The 16,568-nt window shown below is 72.0% G+C and carries 14 protein-coding genes; 7 read left to right on the plus strand and 7 right to left on the minus strand.

The window, feature by feature from the left end; translation table 11 throughout:
* The first annotated feature begins 50 nt into the window (after window positions 1-50).
* Together ASG53_RS15275 and ASG53_RS15280 are read left to right on the plus strand one after the other, a co-directional pair.
* The gene (locus tag ASG53_RS15275) at window positions 51-890 is read left to right on the plus strand and encodes an aldo/keto reductase (RefSeq protein WP_056135290.1); all 840 of its coding nucleotides are present in this window, start codon (window positions 51-53) and stop codon (window positions 888-890) included.
* Window positions 891-1,166: 276 nt separating this feature from the next.
* Window positions 1,167-3,695, plus strand: coding sequence for a helix-turn-helix transcriptional regulator (locus ASG53_RS15280; protein WP_156382837.1), 2,529 nt, complete (start codon window positions 1,167-1,169; stop codon window positions 3,693-3,695).
* Here ASG53_RS15280 and ASG53_RS15285 read toward each other — a convergent pair.
* Window positions 3,655-4,917 (minus strand): MFS transporter, encoded by a 1,263-nt coding sequence (locus ASG53_RS15285; protein ID WP_082544103.1) that lies wholly within the window; start codon window positions 4,915-4,917, stop codon window positions 3,655-3,657. The genes ASG53_RS15280 and ASG53_RS15285 overlap by 41 nt on opposite strands.
* Before the next feature lie 71 nt (window positions 4,918-4,988).
* Here ASG53_RS15285 and ASG53_RS15290 point away from each other — a divergent pair, with 71 nt between their 5' ends.
* The gene (locus tag ASG53_RS15290) at window positions 4,989-5,900 is read left to right on the plus strand and encodes a LysR family transcriptional regulator (protein WP_056135297.1); all 912 of its coding nucleotides are present in this window, start codon (window positions 4,989-4,991) and stop codon (window positions 5,898-5,900) included.
* Between the two features lie 85 nt (window positions 5,901-5,985).
* On the opposite strand, the gene ASG53_RS15295 is transcribed toward ASG53_RS15290, so the two are convergent.
* On the minus strand, window positions 5,986-6,987 hold the full coding sequence (locus ASG53_RS15295) for a glycoside hydrolase family 43 protein (RefSeq protein ID WP_156382838.1): 1,002 nt from the start codon (window positions 6,985-6,987) through the stop codon (window positions 5,986-5,988).
* A gap of 357 nt (window positions 6,988-7,344) precedes the next feature.
* Here ASG53_RS15295 and ASG53_RS15300 point away from each other — a divergent pair, with 357 nt between their 5' ends.
* Both ASG53_RS15300 and ASG53_RS15305 read left to right on the plus strand, forming a co-directional pair.
* Window positions 7,345-8,364 (plus strand): ABC transporter ATP-binding protein, encoded by a 1,020-nt coding sequence (locus tag ASG53_RS15300; protein ID WP_056135306.1) that lies wholly within the window; start codon window positions 7,345-7,347, stop codon window positions 8,362-8,364.
* Entirely contained in the window at window positions 8,361-9,347 is a 987-nt protein-coding gene (locus ASG53_RS15305) for an ABC transporter permease subunit (protein ID WP_056135309.1), read from the plus strand. The genes ASG53_RS15300 and ASG53_RS15305 overlap by 4 nt, the downstream gene beginning before the upstream one ends.
* A gap of 92 nt (window positions 9,348-9,439) precedes the next feature.
* Here ASG53_RS15305 and ASG53_RS15310 read toward each other — a convergent pair whose 3' ends face one another.
* From ASG53_RS15310 to ASG53_RS15330, 5 genes are all read right to left on the minus strand, one after another.
* The gene (locus ASG53_RS15310) at window positions 9,440-10,588 is read right to left on the minus strand and encodes a GmrSD restriction endonuclease domain-containing protein (RefSeq protein WP_056135312.1); all 1,149 of its coding nucleotides are present in this window, start codon (window positions 10,586-10,588) and stop codon (window positions 9,440-9,442) included.
* Between the two features lie 187 nt (window positions 10,589-10,775).
* Window positions 10,776-11,801 (minus strand): sensor histidine kinase, encoded by a 1,026-nt coding sequence (locus tag ASG53_RS15315; RefSeq protein WP_056135315.1) that lies wholly within the window; start codon window positions 11,799-11,801, stop codon window positions 10,776-10,778.
* Window positions 11,798-12,514 (minus strand): response regulator transcription factor, encoded by a 717-nt coding sequence (locus tag ASG53_RS15320; RefSeq protein ID WP_056135318.1) that lies wholly within the window; start codon window positions 12,512-12,514, stop codon window positions 11,798-11,800. Before ASG53_RS15320 ends, ASG53_RS15315 begins: the two co-directional genes overlap by 4 nt.
* Window positions 12,511-13,179, minus strand: coding sequence for a DUF3060 domain-containing protein (locus ASG53_RS15325; protein WP_056135321.1), 669 nt, complete (start codon window positions 13,177-13,179; stop codon window positions 12,511-12,513). The genes ASG53_RS15320 and ASG53_RS15325 overlap by 4 nt, the downstream gene beginning before the upstream one ends.
* Before the next feature lie 58 nt (window positions 13,180-13,237).
* Entirely contained in the window at window positions 13,238-14,497 is a 1,260-nt protein-coding gene (locus ASG53_RS15330) for an OmpA family protein (protein ID WP_056135324.1), read from the minus strand.
* Between the two features lie 191 nt (window positions 14,498-14,688).
* Between ASG53_RS15330 and ASG53_RS15335 the strand changes: the two genes are divergently transcribed.
* Window positions 14,689-15,273: a DUF2231 domain-containing protein gene (locus ASG53_RS15335; protein WP_235533962.1), complete on the plus strand. Its 585-nt coding sequence runs from the start codon at window positions 14,689-14,691 to the stop codon at window positions 15,271-15,273.
* Window positions 15,274-15,517: 244 nt separating this feature from the next.
* Complete coding sequence (locus ASG53_RS15340) at window positions 15,518-16,552, plus strand: LLM class flavin-dependent oxidoreductase (protein WP_056135327.1); 1,035 nt, start codon at window positions 15,518-15,520, stop codon at window positions 16,550-16,552.
* Window positions 16,553-16,568 lie beyond the last annotated feature (16 nt).

Genomic DNA, 16,568 nt, shown 5'->3' on the forward strand with positions numbered 1-16,568 from the left:
CCCACACCGCTCCGGATGAGAAGCCCGGCACCCTGGGGTAGGAAAGAGAGATGACACAGATCCCTGACATCACACTCAACAACGGCGTCACCATCCCCCAGCTCGGCTTCGGCACCTTCCAGGTGGCCGAGGACGACACCCAGCGCATCGTCGAGTCCGCGATCGAGACGGGCTACCGTCACATCGACACCGCCGCCGGCTACTACAACGAGGCGGGCGTCGGTGCTGCCGTCCGTGCGAGCGGCCTGGCCCGTGAGGACGTGTTCGTCACGACCAAGCTCCGCAACGGCAACCAGGGCTACGAGGAGGCGCTCGCGGCCTTCGAGGCGTCCCGTGCTGCCCTCGACATCGACTACGTCGACCTCTACCTCATCCACTGGCCGGTCCCGAGCAAGGGCCTGTACGTCGAGACGTGGCGTGCCTTCGAGAAGCTTCTCGCGGACGGAGCCGTCAGGGCGATCGGGGTGTCGAACTTCCTGCCCGAGCACCTCGAGAAGCTCCTCGCGGAGACCGACGTCGTCCCCGCCGTCAACCAGATCGAGGTGCACCCCACCTTCCAGCAGTCCGAGCTGGTCCGCGTCTCGCGGGAGGCCGGGATCGCCGTCGAGGCCTACAGCCCGCTCGGCCGCGGCGCTGACCTGGAGTCCGACGAGGTCACGACGATCGCCCAGGCTCACGGCGTGACCCCCGCGCAGGTCGTGCTCCGCTGGCACCTGCAGCAGGACACCATCGTCATCCCGAAGTCGAACAACCCTGAGCGCATCGCCGCGAACCTCGACGTGTTCGGGTTCGAGCTGAGCACCGACGAGATCGCCCAGATCGACGCTCTCGAGGCCGGGAACCGCACGGGCGCCGACCCGGCGACGGCGGACTTCACGCAGATGCGCTGAGCCCGGACCGGGGGACGGCCGGTCGTCGACGAGACCGGCGAGGTTGACGCCGGTCGTCCCCTGCCGTTCCGGCCAGGGCGCCGGGCGGGGTGACTCCGGTGCAGCGTCCACAGGCTGGCGGACGGGGCTACTCGCTGCCCCGTCGACGTGCGATGCTGTCGAGGTACGGTTCTATCCCTTTCGCGAAGTCTCGACGCGTTCGCGAGGGGTGAGGGTCACGTGTGCGACCCCGGCGACGTAGCGCCGGGGCGCACCTCGATCGACGGGGAGCACCTCATGAGCACATCGAGCTCGGCAGCGGCGCGATGGTTGGCGGTCGGCCGAGACGTCCTGCTGACCGGTGACGCCGGAGCCGGCAAGAGCTGGGCGCTGCGCGACGTCGCGACGACAGCCACGGCCCGGGGGAGCTATTCGGTCCTCTCGATCCGCGCGCAGCACACCCTGCGACCCTTCGGACCCTTCCGTGCGCACGACTCCGCTCCCCGCGGGGAGCTCTCCGAGAAGTCCTGGGTCGCGTGGATGCGCGAAGAGCTGTCCGGTCGACGTCCGCTCCTCCTCGTCGACGACCTCGACAGGGTGGACGACGCGACGGTCGCGGTCGTCCGGACCTTCCTGGCGGTCGTCGACGCCCGGATGGTCGCGACCGTGGGGACAGACGTCCGCGCGCTGTACACGTCCCCGGCGGCACTGCTCGTCGCCGAGCGTGCGCCTGCCCGGGTCCGCGTCGAGGCCATGGGGCTGTCGGAGACGTCCCGGCTGCTGACCTCGGCTCTGGGCGGGCCGGCGAGCATCGGTGTGGTCTCGGCGATCGCCACGCGGTCCGCAGGCAACCCGCGGGTCGCGCTCGCGCTCGCCGACGCCGCGAGGGTCGAGGGCGTGGTGCGTGTCGAGGGCGGTGTCTGGGTCAAGGCCGGGACGATGGACTCGATCGCGGTCGACTCGGTCGCGCACGGGTTGCTGCCGCAGGTCCCTGCCGAGCAGCTCGAGGCGCTCGTCGTGCTCGCCGAGCACGGCACCCTCGACGAGCGTGACGCCGCCCTGCTGGTCGGCGGCGACGTGCTCTCGGCGCTCGTCCGGCGCGGTCGGGTCGTCATGCACAGGTGCGACGGCACGCACACCGTCGTCGCCGTCTCCCCGCCCGCGCTGGGTCGTGCACTGCGGACAGGGACCCTCGGTCCACGTGCGCTCTCGGGCGTCTCGTCCGCGCAGAGCGAGGGCTCCGGGGTGCGCACGACCGAGGGGGGCGCACGCTGCGCGGGCCGAGTCGCGGGGCCTGGTGCGGAGCGCCTCGACCACCTCGACCGCTCCGCTGTCCAGACCCGTGCCTCGGCCTCGCTGCCTGCGGCAGCCGAGGAGTACCCGCGCTGGGCTGCGGAGATCGCCGTGCTGGTGCACGCCAGGTCCGAGGACGAGGTCGCGCGCCACCGCGCCACATGGTTGCTGGCGCCGACGGTCGACCACGCGAACGCGTTCCTCGCGGTCCTGCTGCGCCGTCCTGCCGACCCTGTCGAGGTCGAGACGATCTTCTCCGCCACCGAGCAGACCGAGGGCGACACCCGAGAGGCGCGGGCTCTCTTCGACGTGCTCGCGACCCGGTGGGCTGTGTGGAGCGACAGCTCTGTCGGCTCTGACCCCACGACTCGTCCCGGCCCCGTCGCCGCCCAGCGCGCCCGGGTCGCCGCCGAGCGGGCAGCCGCGCACCCGGGCGAGGACGAGGACATCCGTGCCACGACGCGGGAGGCCGCGGCGGGTGTGCCCGTCGCCGGCTGGGCGCGTGTCCTGGAGTCCAGCGCACTCCTCGAGGCTGGGCGGCCTGATCTGGCGCTGGCCGTGTGCGAGCAAGTCGACGGGACCGTCGAGAGCACTGAGCAGATGCACTATCTCGACGGGATCCAGAGTGAGTCCCTCCTCATGCTCGGCCGTGTCAGCGAGGCGGAGCATCACGCTCGTGCCGCTCTCGAGCGCGCCCTCGACTCCCTGGACGGGCTCGGGATCCGGGTCAACGCCTGTGCACTCGCCGTGGTCCTGGGGACCCGCGGTCAGTCTGAGGATGCCTGGCGGACGCTCACGGTGTCCCTACGCCTCGGGAGCCCTGGTCCGCTCGAGAACACGTACTACAGGAGGTCGCTCGCCCTGGGCACCCTGCTGAGGACCCGGGTGGGAGACAGTGATCTCGCGCGGGCTCTGTCGACCGAGCTCGACCTCACGCCTCGCGGGTACAGCCCTCTGCTGCAGTCCATGGGCGAGGTGGCCCGGACGGCGCTGGACCCCGACCCGGAGAAGGTGGAGGAGCTCTGGGCGGCCGGAGAGCGGCACGTCGAGGCCGGTCTGCTGCTTCCAGCGCTCTGGTGCTGGCTCGCGCATCCAGGACCGCACAGCCCAGAGCGCGTGCGCCAGGTCCGTGACCTCTACGCCAGGTGCCGTTTGCCGCTGCTCGACTCTCTCGTGAGGCTCCACGAGGCGCTCTCGGCAGGGGACCTGGCGGTGCTCGAGGTGCTGGCTGGTCCGACGACGACCATCGTCAACGACGCTCCCCGCCGGACAGCGTGGACCATGCTGGGAGGCAGGCACGGAGACGGTTCGGCGCTGGCACCTGCAGAACCCGGCGACCCGGGAGAAGGCCCACCGCTGCTCACCACCCGGGAGCGGCAGATCGCCCTGCTGGCTCGTGACGGGCTGTCCAACCGTGAGATCGCGACAGAGTTCACGCTGAGCGTGCGGACCGTGGAGAACCATATGTCGAGCCTGCTGCACAAGCTCGGTTTCACGAGCCGGCAGGACCTGACGCTGCACATGTTCGTGTGACGGTGGGCACGGACAGCACCAGCGCGAGCGCCACCGCGGCCAGAGCAACCACCAGTCCGACGACGCCCACCCATCCGCACAGGTCCCAGGCGTGGCCGGCCACCCAGCCGAACAGGCTGGCGCCCGCGTAGTAGACGACCGTGTAGAGGGCTGTCGCCTGCGCCCGGCCCGTTGTCGCCCGGGCGCCCACCCGGCTGGCCGCGACGGCGTGCCCGACGAACAGCCCGAGGGTCAGCACGGTGACACCCGCGACGACCACGAGCAGCGGCCGGGCCATCGTGACCACAGCGCCGACGCCCATGAGGGAGCACGCGATCACCAAGACCGTCCGAGGGCTCCATCGGTCGCTGAGCGCACCGGCGAGACGTGATCCGACGGTCCCTGCGAGATAGGTGAGGAACACGAGAGAGACGACGGTCGGGGCGAGCCCGTAGGGCGGGGCCTCCAGCCGGAAGGGCAGATAGTTGAAGATGGCGGCCAGCCCACCGACCAGCAGACCGCCGACGCAGAACAGCGCGACGAGGGTCCTGTCGCGCAGGTGCGCCCGCAGGTGGGTCAGCTGGCTCGGGCGTCGCGCGCCGACCTCCAGGTGCGGACGCCGACCACGAGGGGATCCGGGTGGGAGCAGGAACACCAGCAGGGCCATCACCGCGGTGAGGCACGCACCGACAGCGACGAGCCCGAGCCGCCAGCCCAGGTGCTGCGCCACAGGGACCGAGACGAGCCGGCCGACAAGGCCCCCGACCGAGGTCGCCGCGACGTAGGAGCCGGCCAGCGCACCGGCTCTCGCCGGGAGCGACCAGTCGTGCACGAGGGCGATCGCGAGGGCCGGGATGCCGCCGAGCGCCGCGCCCTGGAGGAACCTCCCGGCGACGAGCATCTCGAAACCGGGCAGCCACGGCACGAGGACGGCGAGCATCGCCGAGGCGACCGCTGCGACGCGCATGGCCTCGGGTCGGCCGATCCGGTCCGAGAGCCATGCCCAGGGGATCACCGAGGCCGCGAGGCCGAGGGTTGCGCCCGACACGAGGAGGGCGGCGCGGGACGGGCTGACGGCGAGCGACGCCGAGACGTCCGTGAGCAGCCCCTGCGGTGCGTAGAGCAGCGCGAAGGTGCCCAGGCCCGCACACCACAGAGCAGCAGCGAGCCGGCGCTCGCCGATCACCTGCGGGAGCTCGCGGGCGGACGTCAGAGCCGTGGGACGGGTGGCTGTCGTGGTCACCCGGACGACGCTAGGCGTGCGGGTCTGATACCTCTAATGCATCGGGCGGCTCCTTCTCATACGCTCACGACATGAGAGACGATCCTGTCGCCGCCCTCCTGCCGCACCTGCGGATGCTCGTCGCGCTCGGCGAGGTCGAGCACGTGACCATCGCCGCCGCCATGCTCGGTGTCCCGCAACCGACGGTCAGCCGCACGGTCCGACGCCTCGAGCGCCAGATCGGGGCGCCCCTGCTCGAACCCGACGGTCGCGGGGTCCGGCTCACCGCCGCCGCCCGCACCCTCGTCCCCTACGCGCAGCGAGCCCTCGACGTGCTGACCGACGGCCTCGCCGCCGTCGAGACCGAGGAACGCCGTGCGCAGACGACGGTCCGTCTGGCCTTCCAGACCTCCCTCGGCGAACAGCTCGTGCCCGAGCTCATCCGGACCGTCCGGGACGACGACCCGTCGGTCCGCTTCGTGCTGAGCCAGGGTGCCCGCGCCTCGTGCCTCGAGTCGCTCCGTGCCCGCGAGGCCGACATCGCCCTCGTCTCGCGGCTCGACCCTGCGCCCGACGGGCTTCGCGTGGTCCCGCTCTTCGAGCAGCGGCTCGTGCTCCTCGTCCCGGCGGGCCACGCGGCTGGGGGTGCGGGAGCGGTCTCGGTCGCTGCGCTCGCGGACGAGCCCCTCGTGACGCTCAAGGTCGGCTACGGGCTGCGCGGGTCGGTCGACGAGCTGTTCGCCGACGCGGGGGTGTCGCTCTCGATCGCCTTCGAGGGCGAAGACCTGCACACCCTCACAGGTCTGGTCGCCGCAGGCCTCGGTGTCGCGATCGCGCCGCAGACCTCGACGACCCCGGCCGGCTGCGTCCAGGTGCCGCTCTCGGACGCAGGGGCGCGCCGCGACATCGGCGCAGCCATGCTGCCGGACGTCGCGTCCGAGGCGGTGCTCGCCGTGCTCGGCACGCTGCGCTCGCTCACCAGGGCCGGAGGCCAGGCGCAGTGAGGTAGCGAGCCGTGCCTCGGTGAGGAGCTGCTCGCCGTGCTCAGACCCGCTGTGCTCAGACCCGCCGCGCCGAGGCTCGTCGTCCTCAGAGGCGCGTCGCGAGCCGCGCGTACTCCTGCGCCGTCACGGGAAGGACCGTCCCGTGCTTGATCTTGCCCGGGAAGGTGTATCCCTTGACGGGCTCCCAGCGCTCGGCGGTCAGCGAGGACGCGTGGAAGGGGACGTAGCCGCGGTCCGCACCCGTGTACTCGTCGACCCACAGGTACCACTCGCCGTCGGTGAAGGACCTGAAGGCGAGCGGACCCTCGACGATCCCCACCTCCGTGCCCGTGGTGACGCTGTCCGAGACCGGGTCCCAGACCTCGGCGTGGAGGTCGGTCGACCGCTCGGAGAACACCAGGCCCGCGGCCTCGTCCTTGACGAAGCGCACGTAGCCGCCGTCGCTGTCGGGGTCGGGCACCACGAGGGCGTCGATCACCGACCGGGTCGGGTGCCCGTGGTCGACGGCCTCGGTGAAGGTCGCGAAGTCTGTCGTGTGCGCGCCGAGCAGCCTGTGGTGACCTGAGCCCGTGTGCTCGGGGTCGTCGTCGGCGTAGAGCCGGGCGGACCACAGCACGAGGAAGGCCTCGGCCTCGGGGTCCCACACGGCCTTGGGTGCCCAGGCCATGCCGGCGCTCGGCGGGGACACCTCGACCTGGCGCTGCGGGCCCCACGTCATGAGGTCGGAGGACTCCCACACGTTGATGGACCTGCTGCCGTGGCGGCCGAGCCAGTCCCAGAAGCTGCCCGTCACGCCCGGGCGCTCGGTGACGCGGATGTCGAGGTCTGTCGCGAGCAGGTAGAAGGTCGATCCGTCGGCCGAGCGCAGCAGGTGCGGGTCGCGCAGGCCCTGCTCGCCCATCGTGGAGGCGAGGATCCCGGCACCGCCGTCGAGGGCGCGCCACGTCGTCGGGTCGTCGCCGTCGGAGAGCATGGCGTGGACCTCGTGGGTCGCGTCGTCGTGGTGGACCATGACGTACCCGGCCCAGTCCGGAGCGGCGGCGGTGCTGCTCGTGGGGGTGGGTGTGGTGGTGCTGTTCTCGGTCACGAGCACGTCCTCCGAGGGTGCGGCGTCGGGCGCAGCCAGGCTGCGCGGGCGCGTCGGTGCGCACTGTGAACGTTAACAAGGGAGTTGGTCAGTGGCCAGGTGGCCGGACCCCTCGACCGTCGTCGGTCTGTCCGTCTGTCCGTCCGTCTGTCCGTCTGTCCGTCCAGCGGTCGGGCGGGTACTCGCCGGTGTGACCTCGGGCCCTGTCGAGGGTTGACCACCCTCCTCACACCTCGACCAGATCCCTGTGACCTGGCGATATCCACCCAGAGGACTACAGACGGGGAGGTCTCCGACTGGCTACGCTCCGTCAGGGTGCCCCGCAGCGGGGCGCCGTGCCGCCAGCAGGGGGAGCCGATGCCCGCACACGCCCAGACCACCAGCCCGCCGCCCGACGTCGATCCCCGGTCGCTTGCGATCAGCACGCGCGGGTTGCGCAAGACCTACCGCAACCGGCACGGTCGCCACGTCGCCGTGCAAGGGCTCGACCTCGACGTCCCGATCGGTGGGGTGCACGGCTTCCTCGGGCCCAACGGCTCGGGCAAGACCACGTCGATCCGCATGCTTCTCGGCCTGGTCCGCGCGGACTCCGGCACGATGGCGATCTTCGGGCAGGAGGTGCCGCGGGCGCTGCCCGACATCGTCGGGAGGGTCGGCGCGATCGTCGAGCAGCCGAAGTTCTTCCCGACCTTCACGGCGCGCAAGAACCTCGACCTGCTCGCGAGCGCCATCGGTGTCCCCGCGTCCGAGGTCGGGATGGTCCTCGAGGCCGTCGGCCTCGACGACCGCGCGGGCGACCGCTACAAGACGTACTCGCTCGGCATGAAGCAGCGCCTGGCGATCGCCGCGACGCTGCTCAAGGACCCCGACCTGCTGATCTTCGACGAGCCGACCAACGGCCTCGACCCCGCGGGCATCCGGGAGATCCGCACGACCATGCGGACGCTCGCCGACCAGGGCAAGACTGTCCTGGTGAGCAGCCACATCCTCGCGGAGGTCGAGCAGGTGGCCGACACGGTCTCGATCATCGGGCACGGACGGCTGCTGGCCAGCGGCCGCGTCGAGGACATCGTCGCGGGATCTGCCACGACGGTCCGGGTGGGCGTCCGCCAGCCTGGCGAGGCGCGCGAGATCCTCGAGCGCGCCGGGCTGACCGTCCGCGCCGACCACGAGGCGCTGCTGGTCGACGGTGCGGCCGACCCCGCTGACATCACGCAGGTGCTCGCCCAGCACGGTCAGTACGTGCACGAGCTCGTCGCGATCAAGGCCGGGCTCGAAGCGGTGTTCCTCGAGCTCACCGCAGGCGAAGGGCCCGGGACGCGCGCCGACGAGTCCGGGAGACCGACCCGCCGCTCACGCCGAGGAGGCTCCCGATGATGCGTCTGCTCAGGGTCGAGATCGACAGGTTCTTCAGCCGTCGCACCACCCGTGTCGCGAGCATCGGGCTGCTCGGGGTGGTCGTCCTCGCGCTCGTCGCCGTCTGGCAGTCGTCTGCGCCGGCGAGCGAGGAGGAGAAGGCGCTCTCGCAGCAGTTCTACGAGGAGGCCCTCGCCGACTGGGAGGTCAACGGCGAGGCGACGCTCGCCGACTGCTACGAGCAGGAGGAGGCCGCCCAGGAGGCAGACCCGACGGCGTCCTTCGACTGCGAGACGTGGGCGCCTCAGTCCGAGACGTACCTCTGGCCCGACCAGCTCTTCACCGACCAGGCTGGGTCTGTCCTGACAGGGATTGGGTACGCGGTCCTGCTGTACGCGTTCTTCGTCGGCGTGAGCTTTGTGGCGGCCGAGTTCGCGACGGGGTCGATGGGCAGCTGGCTGACCTTCGAGCCCCGCAGGACCCGTGTCTACGCCTCGAAGCTGGCCGCGGCAGGCCTCGGGGTCGTCGTCCCGGCGATCCTCGCCGCCGTGCTCGTGGTCGGGGGAGCGTGGGCGATCTTCAGGATGTGGGGGACGCTCGGCGACGTCACCGGCGAGCTGTGGTCCGACCTCGCCGTGGGCGGTCTGCGGCTGACGCTCACGGCTATCGGGGTCGCAGTGCTCGGCGCGGCCGTCGCGATGGTCGTGCGCAGCACCGCTGCCGCGATCGGTCTGCTGCTCGGGTACGTGATCGTCGTCGAGGGGATCATCGGCTCGGCGGTCGACGCCCTCAAGCCGTGGTTGCTCACCCTCAAGGTCGAGGCCGTGCTGCAGGGCGAGTCCACGTACTGGGTCGACGACTGCACGACCGACGCCTCCGGCACGATGTGCGAGTCGATCGGGAAGACGGTCTCGCTGACGAACGGTGCGGTCAGTCTCGTGGTGCTGCTCGCCGTGGTGGTCACCGTCGGGCTCGTGACCTTCCGGCGGCGGGACGTGGGCTGATCGGCGAGGTTGGTGACAGATACGACAGACGGCTGCGGGCCGGCACCCTTCGAGGGGTGCCGGCCCGCAGCCGTCTGGAGGTGGGTCTGCGGCTACTCGCAGCCGACGCCGTCTCCGTCACGGTCGAGCTTCTTGGCGTAGCCCGGGTCGCCTCTGTAGACCGGGGCTGCTCCGGCGGCGCGTGCCGCGTCGCAGTTCTCGTAGTACACCTCGACCGGGGCTGGCGCGGGCTCCGGGACGACGACAGGTTCGGGTGCCGGGGCGGGTGCCTGCTCGACGACGGGCGCCGGGGCGGGCTCGACAGCCGGCGCCGGGGCTGGTGCCGGTGCGGGAGGAGCGGTCGTCGGCTCGGGTTCCGGGGTCGGCTCGGGCGCGGGGATCTCGGGCACGGCCGAGCCCTCGGGCAGCGGCTGGTCCGGGCAGGTGCTGAGCACCGAGGCCATCGCGACCTGCTCGGCGTCGGTCACCCACAGGCCGTAGGTGAACTTCACGCCGACCTGGCGGGCGACGTACTCGCAGCGGAAGTCCTTGTTCGGCGGCAGCCACGTCGCGGTGTCGCCGTCGCTCTTCTGCCCGTTGAGCGGTCCGTCGGCGGCCCAGAGGTTGAGCGGGTCGTTGGCGAAGGCCGTGCGCTTCGCCTCGTCCCAGCCCTGGGCGCCCTTCTGCCACGCGTCCGACAGGGCCACGACGTGGTCGATCTGCACGGCGGTCGACGTCTTCTCCCCGCGCTCGAAGGCGATGGTCGTGCCGCTGTAGGGGTCCGCGAAGGTCCCGGTGAGGACCACGCAGTCCTTGGTCCCGTCCTTGTACGTCACGTCGGTGAGGTCGCGGGCGAGGATGTCGTTGCGGGTGTCGCAGCCGTTGCGGTCGACGTCGGCCCACGCCGCGCCGAAGGCGTCGCGGGAATACCCGGTCTTGGGGGCGCGGCCCTTGACCTCGAGGAGCGGCACCGTCGCGAGCGCTGTCTGCGGGGTCGCGGTCGAGGTGACAGCCGCGACGTCGACGGGTTCGGCGAGCTCGGGTGACGGCAGCGGTGCGGGCGCCTCGGTCGGCTCGGGAGCCTCTGTGGTCGCGGCAGCCATCGGGCGGGCCTCGTCGGCCTCGGCCGAGCAGCCGGCGAGCAGCACGGCGGCGAGCAGGACGGCGGCGGTCCCGCGGAGGCCGCGGGAGGTCGGTCGCGCGGGGTGACGACCGGCGGGAACGGCGGCGCGGGACGCGGGGGCAGGCAGACGGGCAGACATCGGCAGCTCTTCCAGGGGGTCGGCCGCGCGGTGAGGAGGGCAGCACCGGGCCAGACCCGCGAGCTGCCCACGCGCGGAGATGCGACTCGCATCGTAGGGCCGGTCGGGGGTGTGCTCGGGGAGCCTGCCGGGTGATCCTCGCCGCAGCCGCAGCCGCAGCCGCAGCCGCAGCCGCAGCCGCAGCCGGTCAACCAGGCTGTGCTGTCGGGAGCCTGAGCCGCACGCTCGTCCCGTGACCCAGGCGGGAGGTGAGCATGGCCTGGCCGCCGTGCCTGCGGACGATCGCGTGGACCGTCGCGAGGCCGAGACCCGACCCCGGCACCCCGAGCGTGTTCGACCCGCGGGCGAGCTCGTCCCACACGAGCGAGAGCTCGTCGGCCGGGATGCCCGCTCCGGAGTCGGCGACCTCGACCACCACAGCGCCCTCCTCCTCGAAGCCGCGGACCTCGATCGGGGCACCGTCGGCCGAGAACTTCACGGCGTTCGACACGATGTTGTAGAGCGCGACGAACAGCAGGTCGACATCCCCGCGCACCGGCGGCAACGGCCACGGGACACGCGGGAACGCGACACTCACGTCGGACAGGGCACCGGGGACCGTGCCAGCACGGGCGGGCCGGGTGACGGCGAGCTCCTCGTGCAGCGCGGCGACCACCTCGGCGGTGAGGTCGGCGACGTCGACGGGCTCCTGCTCGATCTCCTGGGAGTCCAGGGAAGAGATCTTGCGCAGGTCGCCGACGAGCCGGCCCATGCGCGCGGCCTGCGCGTCGATCACGGCCACGGGGGAGAGGTGGACCGCTCCGGTGCTGCCGGGGGAGCCTGGCCCCGAGCCGTCGGCGAGGCTGGTCGACGACACCGAGGCGGCGGCGGCGTGGATAGCAGTCAGCGGGTTCTTGAGCTCGTGGTCGAGGCGGGCCAGGAACCTGTGGTGCGCGGCCTTCTCCTCCTGGCGCGCAGATGCTGCCCCCACCTCACCGGCCCGGCGGACCGCCCGGCGGAGCAGCAGCACGAGGAGCGCGACGATCCCGGCGCCCACCCCGGCAGCAGCGACAGCTGTCGCGAGCGGGACGGTGAACCGCAGACCGCTCGGGTTGCCCGCGGCGACCAGCACAGCGGCGACCACCAGCCCGACGGCGACCGGGACGATCACCCACGGGCTGGCCCACGGCGAACCGGCGCGCCCCCGAGCGCCTCGGTGCACGGACCCGGTCACCCGCGCCTCACCTGACCGCAGAACCTGTACCCGAGGTTCGGGACGGTCTCCACGAACCGCGGCGCCCCGGCGTCGTCGCGCAGCACACGCCGGATCTCCGCGACCCTGTGGTCGACCGCGCGGGTGCTCGGCACGAGGTCGAAGCCCCAGAGCGCCTGGAGCAGGCGGTCCCGGGTGTGCAGCTCGCCGGGGTGCGCCATGAGGTAGTCGAGCAGCACCGAGGCGCGCGGGGTGAGCACCACCTCGCTCCCGGCGAGGAACACCCGCCGGGCCGACCTGTCGACCACCAGGTCACCGCTCACCAGACGCTCTGCGGTGCTCAACGGCTTCTCACCACCCGGGGCCCGGCGCCGCAGGACCGCACGGATCCGTGCGGCGAGCTCTTGCGGGTTGAAAGGCTTGTTGAGGTAGTCGTCAGCCCCCTCGTCGAGAGCCGCCGACCGCTCGAAGGACTCCCCGACCTGGGTGAGCAGGACCACGGGCGTCCAGTCGTCGCGCGTGCGCAGCCTGCGCACGAGCTCGCGTCCGTCGACGCGCGGCATCATCACGTCGGAGACCACCACGTCGGCGTGCCACAGGTCGAGGGTCTCCAGAGCCGCCTGACCGTCCTCTGCGACGCGGACCTCGAAGCCCGACCGCTCCAAGAACGGTGCGAGCGCCGCAGTGATCGCCTCTTCGTCGTCGACGAGCAGGACCGTCGGACGGCCTGTCACGATGCCACCAGCACGTTGCCCGCGCCCTCGTCCGACACCTCGGGGGAGCCCTCGTCCCACGTCACGGTGTTGTCCGCGCCGGCGACCGAGACCGTGCCGACCGACGTCACGTGCACGACGACACCGGCCGCCGCGATCTCGAGCGTCGTGATCTCCCGAGCCGTCAGCTGGACGTCCGCCGCAGAGATCGTCACGTGCTCGCAGGCCTCCGTGAGCTCGACAGCCTGCGACGCCCGCCAGAGGTCCAGGGTGCCGTCCGCGCCGCAGCCGACCGTGGTGGTCGGCGGGGCCGGGGTGGCGACAGGCGAGGGATGGGCACCTGGCCCACCGGGGGCCTCGTCGGGCGCAGACGCCGCCGGGTCGTCCGAGGGGTCACCGCCCTCGGAGGTCTCCGGGCTGTCGGGCGTGGTCTGCCCGCCGTCCGTCGCTGCGTCGTCCGTCGTGCTCGCGTCCTCCGGCGCGGACGTGCCCGACGTCGTGCTCGTGCTCGAGGGGCTGCTCGCGTCGTCCGACGCGCTCGCGGTGTCGCGGCGGTCGACCACCTCGACCGTGCACCCGGCGAGCAGCAGCGCAGCCGCAGTGGCAGCGGCGAGGCACGCGAGGGCCGACGGGCGGGTGCGGCCGTGAGGGGACGTCGCGCTCGCGGTCTGGGGCCGGGGCGTCATCTGTGCTCCTTCGGGTGCACGGCGTCGGGTGGGGTGTCGTCGAGCCAGAGGCAGTCTGTCAGAAGGTCGGGACGAAGATCTCGACCCGGCGGTTCAGCTGGCGACCAGCCGGGTTGTCCGAGCCGTCGGCCGTCGTCTCGGGGGCGACAGGGCGGGTCTCGCCGTAGCCGGTGGTCTCGAGGGTCGCGGTCACCCCTCGCTCGACGAGTGCGTCGGCGACGGCCTGGGCGCGGTCCTCGGAGAGCTGCTGGTTGAAGGCCTCGTCGCTGATCGAGTCCGTGTGCCCGCCGATCTGCAGCGTCGGGGCGCCGGTCTCGGCGAGCGCCGCGGCGAGAGAGTCGAGGGTCTGCTCGGACTCGGGGCGCAGGTCGCTCGTGCCGAAGTCGAAGAGCGCTGCGTCGGAGAGCGAGATCGTCGTGCCGCACGACGTGATCGGCTCGATGGTGCCCATCGGCGGGAACACGCCCATCGCGGGGACCGGCGGGACGGGCTCTGCCGGGACGGGGACGCCGTTCACCGTCGCTGTGCCCTGACCGTCGTTCTGGATGGTCACGGAGCCGTCGGAGTACAGGCCTGAGCCGTCGCCGTAGTTGGTGATGGTCACGCCGTCTGCCCCCGCGAAGACGCCGCCGCCGTCGCCGTAGTTGGTGATGGTCCCGGTGCTGTCGGTCCGGGTGCCCGAGCCGTCGCCGTAGACCGCGAGCGAGACCTCGGCGTCTGCGTACACGCCCGACCCGTCTCCGTAGTTGGAGACCGACACGTCGCCGCTCGCGAAGACCCCTGAGCCGTCGCCGTAGACCGTGACCGAGACGCCGTCGACGACGTAGGTCCCCGAGCCGTCGCCGTAGTTGACCGTCGTTCCGTCGGGCCCCGTGTACACGCCCGACCCGTCGCCGTAGAGCAAGATGCTGCCTGCGCCGGAGCGGACCGTCCCGGAGACGTCGCAGGACGCCGGGGCGACGGTCAGCCCCGGGTAGTCGCCGACGAGCTCGGTGATCTCGTGCGTGAAGCCTGACAGCGAGGCGTCGAGCATGGAGAGGTCCGGGATGGTGATGAGCGGGACGGGCGGGATCTCGCCGGGTGCGTAGCCGGCGACTGCTGTGGTGCTCGACGCCGGGTCCGTGGTCTGGTCGTCTGCAGGGTCGGTCGACGGCTCGTCGGTCGGGTCGGGCGTCGGTGCAGCGGCTGTGGTCGCCGACGCTGCCGGGACCGGGGTCGCGGTGCGGTCGGAGTCGGCCTGGCACCCTGTGAGGAGCACGGCGAGAGCGAGGGCGGCGCAGGTGCCGCGGAGTGTCGTCAGAACCGTCGTCGAGGTCATGAGGACGACGGTAGCGACGTACTGCCTGCTGCAGGTCGCGGGGGTGTCGCGGCGATGTCGCAGGTCTGAGACATCTCGCGACCTGTGGCGAGGTGCCGGGTGCGCTGCGAAGGTGGGACGAGGTCGAGACACGTGCCTGCATCATCCTCGAGGGCCCTCGCCGGCCTCCCCTCCACCGATCGGAGCCCCCAGTGATCGACGACGCGAACGCCACGGACGCCCGCCACCGCCAGGACGGCGGCGCCCCGCCCTTCAACCACGACGACGCCGTGTCGCCGCTGCTCGGCGTCGCCCGGGCTCTCGAGGAGAACGAGGCCCTCGACGGTCCGGCCGACCTCGCCCGTCCGTGGGCCCAGCGCCTGACGGCCGGTCCGCTGCGCCGAGCCGCGCTCCAGGGCGTGTGGCTCGGGCATGCGCTGCACCCGGTGATGTCCGACCTGCCGATCGGGTTCTGGACCTCCGCGACCACCCTCGACGTGCTCCAGGGCGAGAAGTCCGCGAAGGCTGCCGACGCACTGGTCGCGCTCGGGATCGCCACGGCGGTGCCGACGGCGCTGTCCGGGTGGGCGGACTGGGGGTCGGCCCCGAAGAAGACGCAGCGGGTGGGCGTCGTGCACGCCGCGGCGAACGCGACGGCTCTGACGCTGTACACGGCGTCGCTCGTGCAGCGTCGGCGCGGGAAGCGGACGTCGGGGGTGCTGCTCGGGTTCGTCGCGGGCGGAGCGCTCGGGGTGGGCGGGTTCCTCGGTGGGCACATGGCTGTCGCGTCGGCGTGATGCTCGGGCGCTGGACTGGTGAGGCGCTCTGCTGAGTCGACCCGATGAGCCGGCGTGGTGGACCGGCGTGCCAGCCGGACCGGCGGCGGGCCGGCTCAGGGGGAGCGGCGTCATCGCGGTCCAGCGCTCGCCCGCGGGAACAACCGCGGACCCTGTGAGGTTGTGCGAGTCGTGATTGGTTGAATCATCAACTACCATCGAGGTGTCGGCTGGTCGTCGGCACCGCGGCGAGCAGGAGACGGACATGAGCAGCGCACTCGAATTCGGCATCGACACCTTCGGAGACGTCACCCCCGGGCCGGACGGGCAGCTCAAGAGCCACGCCCAGGTGATCCGCGACGTCGTCGAGGAGGGCGTCCTCGCCGACCAGGTCGGTCTCGACTTCATCGGCATCGGCGAGCACCACCGCCCCGACTACGCGATCTCCGCCCCCGACACCGTCCTCACTGCGATCGCCGCCAAGACCGAGCGCATCCGCGTCGGTTCTGCGGTCACCGTGCTGTCGAGCGACGACCCGATCCGGGTGTTCCAGCGCTTCGCGACCATCGACGCGATCTCGAACGGGCGCGCCGAGGTGATCCTCGGGCGCGGCTCCTTCATCGAGTCCTTCCCGCTGTTCGGGTACGACCTGCAGCAGTACGAAGAGCTCTTCGAGGAGAAGCTCGACCTGTTCATGAAGGTGCGCGAGCAGAACCCCGTCACGTGGTCGGGCAGCACCCGCCGCTCGCTGACCGACCAGGACGTGTTCCCGCACGTCGAGAACGGCCTGCTGCCGGCGTGGATCGCCGTGGGCGGCAGCCCGCAGAGCGTCATCCGCGCCGCCGGCCACGGCTTGCCGCTCATGCTCGCGATCATCGGCGGCGACCCCCTCGCCTTCAAGCAGTTCACCGACCTCTACCGCCGCGCCCTCGGCGAGCTCGGCCAGCCCGTCCTGCCCGTCGGCGTGCACGCACCGGGGCACGTCGCCGAGACCGACGAGCAGGCCTTCGAGGACTCGTGGCCGCTGTTCGGCAAGTACTTCTCGAAGATCGCGATCGAGCGCGGCGGCCGCGCCATGGGCGAGGGCCAGTTCCGCGCGCAGGTCGGGGCTGACGGTGCGTACTTCATCGGGTCCCCCGAGACCGTCGCCAAGAAGATCGTCCGCGTGGTGAAGGGCCTCGACCTCGACCGCTTCGACTTCAAGTACGCCAACGGCCCGATGGAGCACGGCAAGCTCATGAAGAGCCTCGAGCTGTACGGGACGAAGGTCGTGCCGCTGGTGCGGGAGATGCTGGCCTGACGGAGTCGACCAGCGG

Source organism: Sanguibacter sp. Leaf3 (assembly GCF_001425965.1).
GTDB lineage: Bacteria > Actinomycetota > Actinomycetes > Actinomycetales > Cellulomonadaceae > Sanguibacter > Sanguibacter inulinus.

What these genes read in the sequence shown, in the direction of transcription:
- ASG53_RS15275 (WP_056135290.1), top strand. Translation starts at nt 51, where the DNA reads ATGACACAGATCCCTGACATCACACTCAACAACGGCGTCACCATCCCC.
- ASG53_RS15280 (WP_156382837.1), top strand. Translation starts at nt 1,167, where the DNA reads ATGAGCACATCGAGCTCGGCAGCGGCGCGATGGTTGGCGGTCGGCCGA.
- ASG53_RS15290 (WP_056135297.1), top strand. Translation starts at nt 4,989, where the DNA reads ATGAGAGACGATCCTGTCGCCGCCCTCCTGCCGCACCTGCGGATGCTC.
- ASG53_RS15300 (WP_056135306.1), top strand. Translation starts at nt 7,345, where the DNA reads ATGCCCGCACACGCCCAGACCACCAGCCCGCCGCCCGACGTCGATCCC.
- ASG53_RS15305 (WP_056135309.1), top strand. Translation starts at nt 8,361, where the DNA reads ATGATGCGTCTGCTCAGGGTCGAGATCGACAGGTTCTTCAGCCGTCGC.
- ASG53_RS15310 (WP_056135312.1), bottom strand. Translation starts at nt 10,588, where the DNA reads ATGTCTGCCCGTCTGCCTGCCCCCGCGTCCCGCGCCGCCGTTCCCGCC.
- ASG53_RS15325 (WP_056135321.1), bottom strand. Translation starts at nt 13,179, where the DNA reads ATGACGCCCCGGCCCCAGACCGCGAGCGCGACGTCCCCTCACGGCCGC.
- ASG53_RS15330 (WP_056135324.1), bottom strand. Translation starts at nt 14,497, where the DNA reads ATGACCTCGACGACGGTTCTGACGACACTCCGCGGCACCTGCGCCGCC.
- ASG53_RS15340 (WP_056135327.1), top strand. Translation starts at nt 15,518, where the DNA reads ATGAGCAGCGCACTCGAATTCGGCATCGACACCTTCGGAGACGTCACC.